The following is a 12,068-nucleotide window of genomic DNA, read 5'->3' as shown; positions in this document are numbered from 1 at the left end:
GTCACTATGAAGTTCCCAAAGAAAACACTCATTGCAATATTGAGCGCATTTTTTATTGCCGGAGCGGTACAAGCATCTTCGGTTCCAGTCGAGGAGGCGACACCGCTATCAAATCGAGCTAGCGTAAACATTGATAATTGGCAGCAACAACGAGCAAATGGACTCAGCCACCTTCAGCACATCATGCCAAACATCATGGCCGTTAACGCGCAGGATATTTATAACATTGACTATCAAGCGACGGACTACTCACTATATGAAATCTCAAGTGTTGCAGCGTTAATTGCACATCCCGCGGTTAGCTCCATGGTCGTTCTCAAAGGCAATAAAGTTGTGATGGAAAGCTATAAAGCACATATTGACCGAGAATCAACGTTATCGGCTCAATCGTCAACCAAGTCCATCATGTATATTTTACTCAACAAGGCTCTCAGCAATGGCGATATTGCTCTAGACGACAAAGTAGAAAAGTATCTTCCTAAGATTGGTGCGGGTTTTAAAGGTCGTACCGTTGGCGAGGTTGCGTCTATGGCTATCAATCATAATGTTGCAGAATTAGCGGCGTATTTGGGTGATGAAAAGGCATTGGTGATGTTTGACAGAGATGAGCGAATGATAGGCCTTCGTAGAAACGAAAATGGTGAAGCGCTGAAAGATTTCATTCAGGATATCGAGTTGGCTCCCGGTGCATCATCGAATGAATGGAACGGAGAAATGGCGAATTACGCCACTATTAACACCAGTGTTTTGGGGTTGTTAGTCGAGAAAGCAAGTGGTGTTTCATTAGCTAAGCAAGTAAGAGACATGATGCATCAAGTGGGTGGAGAGAATACAGTCTATATGGGAACTGACTTTGATGGTGTTCCTATGGTTGGGGCTTCATTCTTGTTTTCTCCAGTGGACTTTGCGAGATACGGTCGCTTGCTGATTGAAAATAAAGCTCAAGTGCAGAAAGACATTCAGGCGGCGAAAAATGATGGCCAGCCAGTGCCTCCAGAATGGGCGCATGTCGATAGCTACTATTACAAATCCGCCATTATTAATGACTATGGTATTGGTCACAGCGGTTGGGCAGGGCAGTTGATATGGGCAGATCCTCAGTCTGATACTGTGGTGGCGATTAATAGCCAAATGAATAGCGAACTGCCAAACCCAAGTGCTCACTCCGCTAAGCTATATCATGCAGCAATTGATGTTGTTAAAGCACTAAGAAATTAACAGTTAATGAGTATACGAAAATTAATTTAACCCGCTTTAGCGGGTTATTTTTTATGATTCAAGGTAGGGATTTGGTTGTAGGCAGAAATTATATACATCACCACAAGAATCCAGTAGTGTTTGTTTAGGCAGACGCAAGCGGAGAAGATAATGACGTTGAGAGTGAAGCCATCGAGTGAAGGTCCTATATTGGTTTCGTTCGATGAGCATGGAGGTTTAAGGTATGGCCGTGTGCTTAGTGAGCTTTCAGTTGCTCCCGTTTTAGATAATCCAGCAGAGACTTTTCTGTATTCAATTGGTTCTTGTATGACCATCTCTTTGCAAAAGCTAGCGCTTCGAAGAAAAATCGAAATACAGTCATTTTATATCCAAATTACCGGGCACAAAGGCGAGTTTCTGCCGGCCCATTTTACCCACTATGACATCCAGTTAAGTAAAGGCATACATTCAGACCGAGAGCTCGCAGAAAAGTTACTAAAAGACGCTAAGAAAATATGCACGATTAGTAACAGTGTTTCTGGGACTTTTGAGCTGCGACTACAAGCTTAATTCGCCTCATTTTAGTCGAGATGAAGTGGCAGCCTGATTTGAAAATGAGCGCCTATGGAAGCGTGCTGCTCAACAATTCGAATATCACCTTTCAACTTTTGAGTGACTAGGTTGTAGACAATCGATAGCCCCAATCCGGTTCCTCCTTTACGTCGATTAGTGGTGTAGAAAGGGGTAAACACTTCGGTGGCAATCTTGTCATTAATACCCACTCCATTGTCTTGGTAATCAATGATGACTTTGTCATCGACTTTAAATACCTTCACAAAAATTAGATTTTGGTCTTCTTGGCTTTCACTAAAACCATGCTGGCAACTGTTATTGATTAAGTTGGTGAGTATCTGTTCGATAGCGCCTGGTACGGTATGCATTTTTAGTGAGTCAATGATATCGACCATAAACTCCACCTCACTCGGTTCGTAGAGTGGGGCAATACTAGCGATCAATTCTTCACAGAGTGGTTTCAAAAAGACAAGTTGCGAATCACCATGTCCTTGGTTATCAGAGGTTTGTTTGAACTGTTGCACAAGTGAGGCTGCGCGTTCCAGATTAGTGTTGGTCATGGCGATTGCCGGAAGAGTGGAATCAAGAAAGTTAACAAATACAGACTCATCAAGCTGCTGATTTTGATAAGCGCTTTGTAGTTTTTTAACCTGATCTTCGACGATAGAAACTGATGTCATTGCGACGCCTAAAGGGGTGTTCACTTCGTGTGCGACCCCTGCAACAAGCTTTCCTAGCGCCTCCATTTTCTCTACTTCGACTTGGTAGCTCTGAGCTTTTTCCAGGTTTTTGAGCATTTTCTTGAGCCCTTCATTATGCTCGCGCACACTTTGCTCCAACTGGATCTCTCTTTGGCTAGGAGAGTTATTGAAAAGCGATTGTTGTGTGGACTTAATGGTACTTGCTAACGCGAAACAGGCACTGATCACAAACTGAATTGCGGTACTGTCGAGTGCCGCTTGATACGGCTTCTGACGCATCATTATGAAGCCATGTATGTGCCCTTGTAGTTTTATAGGTATTAGTGTGGCGCGAAAATGGGTAACATCTACGTTACCTAGCCAGGTAGCGTGTTGACTGTTATTAAATGCGTAGACTAAATGACTACTGTGGTTGAGTTGGCTAATAAATTTGTCGAAGTCTGTACTATCGATGGCGGTAAACTGATTTAGTGCGCTATTGCTACTAGCATGAAAACCCACGCAATCAACTTGGTTTGCGCTAGTCTTCAACCATAGACTGACGTCGTCTAAATAGAGCGACTCAACTAATATCTGCAAAACTTGGGCTGAAAATCCTGCGATATCGCCTTGGTCAATAAAACTACTGTCTAAAAGCCGCATCAGCTTCTTGGTATACATAATTAACGTCGCTTATTCAGTGATTAGTCTTTGTCTGGATATTGTTTTCTGATTTCCATTATTTGGTCGAAATTGTGAATGACGATGTCAGCAATGTCGGGGTCGAAATGGAGTCCCTTTTGTTCTTGAATTAATGCGATGATGTCTTCATCTTTCCAAGCTTTTTTGTAAGAACGAGTTGAGCCTAGAGCGTCGACGACATCAGCGATGGCCATCAATCTGCCTTCCAAAGGGATGTTAGAACCACTCACACCGTTTGGATAACCTGAGCCATTCCATTTTTCGTGATGAGAAAGTGAGACCATAGCGCCCATTTGAGGTATGCCATAGTTAAGTTTACTCAGTAATTTATGCCCAATCTCAGGGTGCGTTTTCATTACCGCCCATTCTTCATCATCCAGTGCCCCGGGTTTATGAAGAATTCTTTCGGGTACACCTATTTTTCCAAGATCATGCATTGGGGCTGAATGTTTTATTATTTCTACATGTTTTTCACTAAGACCGAGCTTCTTCGCAATGAACTCACAAATCAATGCCACTCTTAGCACGTGAGCACCGGTTTCCTTTGAGCGCGTTTCAATCGCTTCGCTGAGCATCAACATGAGTTGTTGCTGTACTTCCTGGACTTCCGCTTTTGCTCTAATATTTTCAAATACCAACACAAAGTTAGAAGTAAAGTGGGGCAATAGGTTTTTAACACCGTTTGAAAGTGGTTTCTCGAAATTAAACACCAAGGTTACGGTTTCAAACTCATTAATACGCATATAGTGGACATAATGTGTGTCTTCAATTTGAATGAGTGGCTTAAATTCATCATCAATATTTACGTGGCTCAACATATTTTCCACTGCTGGAATAGAATCTGCTTCAAACAGTGAGGCGTCGCTGGTTAGATGAAATTGCTTTCGAACCGGAGTTGAATAGGGCATGTTACTCTCAATACACACGCCTAAGGTAATATTGCTCTGCTTTAGAAAGGAGCTCAACTCGTGATATGCCGATAGAAGAAAACTATTAACCTTAGAGTGGTTAAGGATTTTTTCTGTGGCTGTTAACACATGTTCAAGTTTTTTCTGATTAGATGAGATGATCTTAATGTCTCGGTAAGCTCTTAACGCAGTGAGCACAGAGGTCTTGAGTCGAATTGCATTTAGTTCGGTTTTGTTTTTGTAGTCGTTTATTTCATATTTTTGAATGACGGTTTCCTCTGGTGCTGAACCGGGCTGTCCCGTTCTGAGCACCAGGCGAATTTGTGGGTCCTTTCTTTCTTCTCTTATCCAGCGTACTAACTGCAAACCTGCATCGTCCGTTTCCATAACGACATCGATAAAAGCTAGGGCAATATCAGTATGTAGCATTAATTGCACCTTTGCTTCGGCAGCAGATTTTGCGGTAATAATCTCTACGTTTCCATTTTCAAACCTAAGCCCTCTGAGCGCCATTTGTGACACGGTAAGTACATCTTGCTCATCGTCAACTAGAAGTATTTTCCAAGGTCTTTTTTGACCATCGATCTCTTGAGCTGAATTGGCGTTAGAAACAGAAGTATCAGAAGAAGATTTATTTGAGAAAAGAGTATTGGCCATTTGTTTTCCTTAACAAATAAAACGAATTCTAGCAACTTTAGGTGGTCTGAGTTGTTAGCGACAATCATTGGGTGACACATTTGCCTTGAGCGTCAATCCTTTGTCAGCTCTCATTTATCCTTGCATTTAATCGTTGTAATAGCAATCTGGAATGAAATGAATGTCGCTGTAAATGGATTACACGTAATCTTTGAGGGGTTGTTAATGTATTGTTATGTTGCTATTTTTTTAACGGTCATTCCGTTTTCTGAACTTTTGTAGGCACATTTTTACAGCATGGTCTATTTTAGGATTAAGGAGTGCACTCAGTTTGTAAATAAAATTAAGTAAAGGATCTGAGTGGGTAGTACTTCTTCAGTCGTAGAGGTTAGGAAGATGAGAGCATTTTTTGAAGTTCACTTGAGGCTGGTAATTACCGTTTGGGTAATTCTATTAGCTGTATTAGGACTTCTTTATTTAATGAATTACATGAAATTCGACAGTCTTATGTCGAGCGTTGTGTCGTCTAAGCTCGACGTTATTTCCTCTTCTTTAGATACATCGATACAACGAGTTGATCGCCTGGGCATCCCTTATCAATCCGCAGACAATCTTATTGAACAGTTTAATCTTGCGCGTGAAAGAGAATCTGATGTTACTAGTATCTCTCTAATCGATAACGTTGGTCGCGTTCTCGTACAAACCAGCGAAATATCTGCCTCGGCCAGCACCATCCCTGAAGATGTTGTTCGTCGAGCACTCACATCAAATGAACCACGCTGGCTCTACAGTGATGACACTCGACTTTTCAGCGGCCTTCAAATCTTTGGTGACTTTGAAAACTTAACCGGAAGCTTGGTCATTGAGTATGACAAAACCGCTCTATTCGGCGTATATGCATTGGTTCGATTGCACTTACTTGAAGCAACCGTGGTGATTTTTCTTGTTACGTCACTTACTGTATTTTTTGTCGTTAGGATTGGCTTTAGCGACGTAGCTAATGTGTTCAGGCTGATTCACAACTATTCCTCTGGCGAGAAACCCACGGATGAAAAGTCGACACCGGACGGGTCGATGAGCAGAAGCTTTGCTGATCAGATTAAGCAAAGTGAACAGATGAAAGCGCAAGTTTCTGAAGAGCTGGAACGCTTGCAGGCGCTTTCAAAACAATCTACCCCCAAGACCAAGGATGGTACTGAGGTGGCGAAGTGAACCAAGCGCAGACTATTGCGAGCCTAATTAATAAGCGACTGATTTATATCACTATTATTAGTGCATTTGTTGCCTCTTTTTTGAGTGCAGCATACACGCTTGTTGAGTTTAACTTTTCTATTAAGCCTGAGCTTTTGAAAAAGGCCAATTCGATTGCGCAAATCATTCATGATGATGTTGAACTCGCTATTGATGTCGGTGTGCCATACCAACAAATCAGTGGTATGGAAAGCTACTTGGATGACACGCTAAAGAAGTATCCGGAACTGACGTTCGTTGCTCTGACGCAAAATGATGATGTGCTTTATCAAGCAGGTGTTGTCGAAGAACTTGATCCAACGTATGCCATTTCATTTGAAAAAACGTCGAGTCAATATCTAAGCGCGTCTTTTGTAGAGCGATTGGTTGTCGTTTTGAAAGAGTTGCCACAACTCTTGCCTTCCTTGTTCAACTCCGAAGCGTCTCGTAGTGACTTATTCCAACTTCCAATTAACGTTGAAGAGGAGGTAAGCGCTCGAGTTTATGTTGGTCTTAGTTCAACCTATGTCCAATCTCAGTTAACCGATATCTTCTTTGATATTGCTATTGTGCTGGTCGCCGTACTTCTCGTATGTTTCGAGGTCGTCATGGTTGTGGTCATGGTCTACATCTCTGGGCCATTGGAAGAGTCGGAATCCATATTAAAAAGACAAGTCAAAGGTGATTTCTCTGTTAACGAAAAAATTACCTATCACGGTGTAATCGGTACTTTTGCAGATCGACTCAATCAAGACTCAAAAGATCTTCAATCTCGTTTTAAAGCTCTATTTTCCAAGCTACTACCGCAACGCGCTGACTCAGCAGAGGTGGATTCAAAGCTCAAGTCCGTGTCAGACCGATTTAGTTTGCAAAACAAAATGGGAGTACACAAAGGAGATGTTGTCGACGCACGTATTCCACTTTTTGTTTTCTCTTTTGCTGAAGAACTCTCAAAGTCTTTCATGCCTCTGTTTGTCAACGAGTTCTATCAACCATCAAGCTGGATATCGAAAGATGTCATGCTTGGCTTGCCAATTTCTGTATTCATGTTTGTTATCGCTGCTTGTACCCCATTTGCTGCCAAATGGGTTGACCGCTGGGGGCAAAAGCAGCTGTTTCTAGTTGGGTTAATCCCAGCGATTGGTGGTTACTTTGGATGTGCATTTGCCACGGATGCGATGGATATCGTTATTTCACGGGGTGTTACAGCCTTTGGCTATGCAATTATAACCATCAGCTGTCAGAGCTATATTGCAGCAGTGGTGACATCAGAAAATCGAGCTAAAGGCATGGCTATGTTTGTTGGTGTTCTTATGACTGCAACCATGTGTGGCACTGCCTTAGGAGCCATCATCGCTGATCGGATTGGTTATCAGCCGGTGTTCTTGCTCTCGGCACTACTGGCGGCATTTGCCGGTATTCTAGCGTGGAGAATGTTCATTGGAGAATTGGATACCAGCGAAGGGAAAAAATCGGCAGGACAGAAAGGCAGTGTACTGTTGTTGATGAAGAACCTTCGATTCATGGCGGTAATCTTATTCTGTGCCATTCCTGCCAAAATTGTTTTAACCGGATTCTTGTACTTTTTAGTACCGCTTTACTTGGTGTCGTTAGACGCAAGCCAGTCCGAAATCGGCCGCATTATGATGATCTACTCATTGGTCATCATCCCGCTTAGTCCTATAGCTTCAGGAATTGCAGACCGAACGCAAAAAACTAAGCAGCTGGTGGTACTAGGTACCATATTGTCGGGCGGGATCTTGGTGTCTCTGTACGGTGACGATTCCATTTTCAAAATTCTATTGGCTGTCGCACTTATGGGCGTAGCGCACTCGATATTAAAAGCGCCATTGATTGCTTGTGCTCTTGAAGCCTCGGAAGACACTCCGGAGGTTGGGCGTACAGAAACACTTGGTTTTTTACGAACCTCAGAACGAATTGGTAGTGTAATAGGCCCTATTTTGGTGGCTACCTTATTGGCAACTCATACCTTTGGTGAAGCGATGAGTATTATCGGTGGTGGAATAATTTTGGCTGGTATCGCCATTTTGCTGATACTCAAGAAACCAGCTTCTGACGTGAAAACGGGAGCATAACTTATGAAGCGTATTGTTGTGTTGTCGTTGGTTTCATTGATGTCTGGGCTGGCTAGTTCAAATGTTGTTAGTGCGCAAGAGCGCAAAACGATCTACATGACAGTGTGGCGCGGTTGTGAAGAGGCATGTCAGGGATTTCATGCCTATGTAGAAGCCAACAAATTACCGATTGATATCGTGCTGAGAAATGTCGATAGAGACAGAACGAAACTGCCCGTGTACTTGGAAGAAGCGAAACAACTAAATCCAGATTTGGTAGTGACATGGGGTACGAGTGTCAGTAAAGCGATAATTGGCTCCATCGATGAACTTGGTACAGAAACCAAGCTGGGTGATATTCCAGCCTTGTTTATGATTGTCGCGGATCCAGTAGGTGCCGGAATTATTGTCAACGCTCAGCAATCTGGTCGGACGATGGTCACTGGAATCCGTAATCGAATTGAAGAAGAAGTGCAGATTAGGGCGATGCGTGAGTATTTTCCTGTTAGTCGTATCGGTGTGGTCTATTCTTCCGCTGAGCTTAATTCAGCATTGAACACTGAAAAACTTCGGACATTAGAAGAAAAAATGCAGTTTAAAACCATCGTTGAAACCTACGAGCTAGGCGATGACGATAAACCGCTACCGAACCAGTTTGAACAAAAAATGCAAAGTTTGGCTGAAAAAGGCGTCGATGTCGTTTATGTGGGCTCTAGCTCTTACAACTTATCTCATCGTGACGCGTTTACTCAGGCCGCCCTCAAACATAACTTGCCTGTAGCTTCCGCTTACGACTCTATGGTGACTGAGTCCGATGCACTGATTTCTGTTTCCAATAAGTATTACCGAGTCGGCCAATTGGCAGCGAACCAAGCCGAGAAAGTCCTCTTAGAAGGTATCGAACCCGGTCAATTGCCCATTGCAGAGCTTCAAAGCTATTCCATTACTATCAACATGGATGTTGCGAGACAGATGTCTTTATATCCTCCCATTCAACTGCTTCGTTTTGCGGAGCTCGTCAATGTTGATAAGGAGTAGGAGATGGCTATGACAGATTTCAACACGACTATTAACGTTGAGGAGGTTCAATGAGAGAGATTACTGAACCCCAAGGAAGCTTGCTGGTAGTCACCGACGCGAGTAATAAAGAGTACGTTGCTAGTAACTTCTTTGGTTTTGAAGCAGTCAGTAAAGACTACGAGTGGCAAACCAGTGTGTTGGTCACCAAAGCGAACCCGGCAGATTGGGTTGGTGAGTTGATTAGCCTAAAACTATATGGCGAGACTGGCTCGAGCAGAAATGAACGTCGAACCTTTCAGGGTTACGTTGTGAAGGCTCAGTCTCAATCACAACGAATTGATTCAACATATTCAAGCATTCGTTTAACGGTCAAACCGTGGCTTTATTTGTTGCACCATTCTAGAAAATGTCGCGTGTTCCAAGAAGCCAGTGTGCAAACAATCGTCACTAGCATCTTCGATGAACTGGGATTCAAAGGGGCATACAGTGTAAAAAGTATGCCTTCAACAAAGCGAGGATACTGCATTCAGTTCAATGAAACGGATTTTGAATTTGTGACAAGGCTGTTGTCGGAAGAAGGTGTTCACTATTACTTCGGCAAAGACAGCGATGCAAACAAACTATTTTTACAGCAAGCGAGTAAGCCATTTTCTAGCGATAAGATGATTACACTCGACTATGCTGCCAATCCGTCTGGTGATTACGAAACTCTAGATACATGGCAGCGTGAGCATCGTTTCCATAGCGCTTCGTTAGAGCTAGCAGGTTATGACTACAATCAGTCTAAATTGGTGACCAGCAAAGCCAAAAAGTCGAAATACTCCCTGTCTAACAACACCAAACTTACTGAGTATCGATATCCAACAGCAAGTCGAAGCGGTACCTATACCGATCTGGCAAGTGATATGGTTGAGACGCAGCGAGCTCAACTTGACTCCAGCTACGACAGCGCCTTTGCTACGACACAGTCACCAGATTTATGTGCTGGTTATTTCCTTAAGCTAAATGCGCACACCGATAGCAGTCAACAGGGACAGTATTTGGTAGCTGAAATTAAATACGACTTTGATGATGAAAGTGGAGAGTATCACTCAGATATTCAAGTCATTCCAGAAGGGGATATCTTCTACCCCGAATCACTAGATAAACCCGTATTACACGGACTTCAGTCTGCAACCGTCTCAGGCAGTAAAGTGGGAGAACCCGCCAATGATGCGATGGGACGCGTGCGCATTAAATTCCATTGGGATCCGGAAACTGGTGATAAAACCAGTTGTTGGGTACGTGTCGCTCAGCCTATGGCCGGAAAAGGTTATGGTGCTCAGTTTCTACCAAGAGCTGGACAAGAGGTTCTGGTGAGTTTCGTCAATGGAGACCCTGATCAACCCGTAGTGGTTTCTAGTGTTTACAACAGTGGAAACAAACCGCCATACCCAACCGCCAATACGACGCAAACAGGCGTGATGACAAAGCTTACGGGCGAAAGCAACGAGTTAAGGTTTGATGACAAGAAAGATAACGAACAACTCTACGTTCACGCTGCTAAGGACATGACGAGGGAAGTTGTTAACGATTATACCGAAACAATTGGCGGGGAAATGACCTCCACTGTGACGAAAAACATTACACAAACAGTGGAGAAACAAACCACGCTAACGGCGAAAGAAGGGATCAATCTAAGTACAGACAAGTCCTATAACCTAACCGCCAAAGAGAGCATCAATGAGCAAGGCAAAGAAATCACTCTTACCGCCGATGATACGCTCACTTTGAAAGTCGGCAGTAGCAAAATTGTGGTAACCAGCGACAAAATTGAGATTTCTAGTGGCACAGTGGCAGTGAGCGGCAGCTCAAAGGTTTCGGTAGATGGCGGAAGTTTAAGTCAGTCTGGCACGTCAGTTAGCATCAAATCAGATGGTTCGTTCAGTGGTCAAGCTGGCACCTCAATGTCATTGAGTGCATCGACCAGCTTTGCTGCTAAAGGGAGCACAGGAGCAAAACTTCAAGGGCTTAATGCCGAAGTAAAAGGCGATGTGAGCGCCAAACTATCAGGTGCTGCGCAATCTGAAGTCAGTTCATCAGGTCAAACTGCCATCAAAGGCACGATACTAATGGTGAACTAATGAAAAAGATTCCCTACCAAGACTCGAAAAAAATCCTATCTTACTTTGATCTTTCGGATGAAGCGAAAGACCTAGTGCAAGGCTCGCTTCCTCCTATTGAAATTATTCGTGCTTTGCAAAAGGAAAGCCTAAACATTGATTTAGCAACATTCATCGCACACGCCTTACCAATGCGAGAGTCTATTTGGTGGGCAACCTTAGCGACCAGCTTGCGAAAAGCAGATCTATCTCAAGCTGAAAACAAAGTTATTGAAGATAGTGCCAGTTGGGTGAAGCAACCCAATGAAGCGCTTCGTCGCGACATAGAAAAATTGATTCAACCACTTGCGAATGAAAGCTCTGCTAAGTGGGTTGGACAAGCTGTGTTCTGGAGTGGACAAGGCAGCATCGCACCGATTGAAAATCCAGTGGTTATGCCAGCCGATTTTTTGCATGCAAAGGCGGTTGCAGGAGCGGTCAACACCGCAGCGGCACTACCGGAATGGTCTGGCTACAAAGGCTATTACAAGCAAGTTATCAACATGGCTTTGGATATCGCCGATGGTGGTTCAGGGAAACTTTCACAGGAGGAGCTGTAATGCCAAGTGCAGCCAGATTAACCGATATGCACACGTGTCCAATGCAAACGCCGGGCACTCCACCCATTCCTCATGTGGGAGGTCCGATTGTTGGACCTGGTGCGGTTACCGTTCTTATATGTGGCTTACCAGCGGCGAAAATGGGTGACTCTTTAGTTTGTGTAGGACCACCAGACTCAATCGTGAAGGGCAGTGCAACAGTATTAATTAACAGTACCCCAGCGGCTCGAATGGGCGACACCACCGCACATGGCGGCAGTATTGTGTTTGGTGCACCAACCGTTCAAATCGGTGGATAAAAATAAGCGTCATTTGAATTAAATTGGACTAAGTGGAGCGGAGGGAA

The 12,068-nt window shown here is 43.7% G+C and carries 10 protein-coding genes; 8 read left to right on the top strand and 2 right to left on the bottom strand.

All coding sequences use genetic code 11. The features are described 5' to 3' along the window. The first annotated feature begins 6 nt into the window (after window positions 1-6). Together ACVA6Q_RS05135 and ACVA6Q_RS05130 are read left to right on the top strand one after the other, a co-directional pair. Window positions 7-1,218 (top strand): serine hydrolase domain-containing protein, encoded by a 1,212-nt coding sequence (locus ACVA6Q_RS05135; protein ID WP_446646745.1) that lies wholly within the window; start codon window positions 7-9, stop codon window positions 1,216-1,218. Between the two features lie 150 nt (window positions 1,219-1,368). Next, entirely contained in the window at window positions 1,369-1,767 is a 399-nt protein-coding gene (locus tag ACVA6Q_RS05130; RefSeq protein ID WP_446646744.1) for an OsmC family protein, read from the top strand. A gap of 11 nt (window positions 1,768-1,778) precedes the next feature. Here the strand turns inward: ACVA6Q_RS05130 and ACVA6Q_RS05125 are convergent, their stop codons facing one another. Then, window positions 1,779-3,131 (bottom strand): sensor histidine kinase, encoded by a 1,353-nt coding sequence (locus ACVA6Q_RS05125; RefSeq protein WP_446646743.1) that lies wholly within the window; start codon window positions 3,129-3,131, stop codon window positions 1,779-1,781. A 23-nt stretch (window positions 3,132-3,154) separates the two neighbouring features. Continuing rightward, the gene (locus ACVA6Q_RS05120) at window positions 3,155-4,717 is read right to left on the bottom strand and encodes a response regulator (RefSeq protein ID WP_446646742.1); all 1,563 of its coding nucleotides are present in this window, start codon (window positions 4,715-4,717) and stop codon (window positions 3,155-3,157) included. 468 nt (window positions 4,718-5,185) lie between these two features. Between ACVA6Q_RS05120 and ACVA6Q_RS05115 the strand changes: the two genes are divergently transcribed. From ACVA6Q_RS05115 to ACVA6Q_RS05090, 6 genes are read left to right on the top strand one after another with little or no spacing between them, the layout of a single operon-like run. Beyond that, the gene (locus tag ACVA6Q_RS05115) at window positions 5,186-5,908 is read left to right on the top strand and encodes a hypothetical protein (protein ID WP_446646741.1); all 723 of its coding nucleotides are present in this window, start codon (window positions 5,186-5,188) and stop codon (window positions 5,906-5,908) included. Beyond that, entirely contained in the window at window positions 5,905-8,022 is a 2,118-nt protein-coding gene (locus ACVA6Q_RS05110; RefSeq protein WP_446646740.1) for an MFS transporter, read from the top strand. Before ACVA6Q_RS05115 ends, ACVA6Q_RS05110 begins: the two co-directional genes overlap by 4 nt. A gap of 3 nt (window positions 8,023-8,025) precedes the next feature. Then, entirely contained in the window at window positions 8,026-9,039 is a 1,014-nt protein-coding gene (locus ACVA6Q_RS05105) for an ABC transporter substrate-binding protein (RefSeq protein ID WP_446646739.1), read from the top strand. 50 nt (window positions 9,040-9,089) lie between these two features. Next, window positions 9,090-11,144 carry a type VI secretion system Vgr family protein gene (locus tag ACVA6Q_RS05100; RefSeq protein WP_446646738.1) on the top strand — a complete coding sequence of 685 codons (2,055 nt, stop codon included), beginning with the start codon at window positions 9,090-9,092 and terminating at the stop codon, window positions 11,142-11,144. Further along, the gene (locus ACVA6Q_RS05095; RefSeq protein ID WP_446646737.1) at window positions 11,144-11,722 is read left to right on the top strand and encodes a DUF6931 family protein; all 579 of its coding nucleotides are present in this window, start codon (window positions 11,144-11,146) and stop codon (window positions 11,720-11,722) included. The genes ACVA6Q_RS05100 and ACVA6Q_RS05095 overlap by 1 nt, the downstream gene beginning before the upstream one ends. After that, window positions 11,722-12,021 (top strand): PAAR domain-containing protein, encoded by a 300-nt coding sequence (locus ACVA6Q_RS05090; RefSeq protein WP_042471724.1) that lies wholly within the window; start codon window positions 11,722-11,724, stop codon window positions 12,019-12,021. The genes ACVA6Q_RS05095 and ACVA6Q_RS05090 overlap by 1 nt, the downstream gene beginning before the upstream one ends. Window positions 12,022-12,068 lie beyond the last annotated feature (47 nt).

This window comes from Vibrio sp. DNB22_10_4, from assembly GCF_052879755.1.
The sequence above is the reverse complement of the archived record's forward strand: the minus strand, read 5'-3'. Positions and strand labels throughout refer to the sequence as shown.

Coding starts and splice junctions, on each gene's coding strand:
- ACVA6Q_RS05135 (WP_446646745.1), top strand. CDS start 7: ATGAAGTTCCCAAAGAAAACACTCATTGCAATATTGAGCGCATTTTTT.
- ACVA6Q_RS05130 (WP_446646744.1), top strand. CDS start 1,369: ATGACGTTGAGAGTGAAGCCATCGAGTGAAGGTCCTATATTGGTTTCG.
- ACVA6Q_RS05125 (WP_446646743.1), bottom strand. CDS start 3,131: ATGTATACCAAGAAGCTGATGCGGCTTTTAGACAGTAGTTTTATTGAC.
- ACVA6Q_RS05120 (WP_446646742.1), bottom strand. CDS start 4,717: ATGGCCAATACTCTTTTCTCAAATAAATCTTCTTCTGATACTTCTGTT.
- ACVA6Q_RS05115 (WP_446646741.1), top strand. CDS start 5,186: ATGAAATTCGACAGTCTTATGTCGAGCGTTGTGTCGTCTAAGCTCGAC.
- ACVA6Q_RS05105 (WP_446646739.1), top strand. CDS start 8,026: ATGAAGCGTATTGTTGTGTTGTCGTTGGTTTCATTGATGTCTGGGCTG.
- ACVA6Q_RS05100 (WP_446646738.1), top strand. CDS start 9,090: ATGAGAGAGATTACTGAACCCCAAGGAAGCTTGCTGGTAGTCACCGAC.
- ACVA6Q_RS05095 (WP_446646737.1), top strand. CDS start 11,144: ATGAAAAAGATTCCCTACCAAGACTCGAAAAAAATCCTATCTTACTTT.
- ACVA6Q_RS05090 (WP_042471724.1), top strand. CDS start 11,722: ATGCCAAGTGCAGCCAGATTAACCGATATGCACACGTGTCCAATGCAA.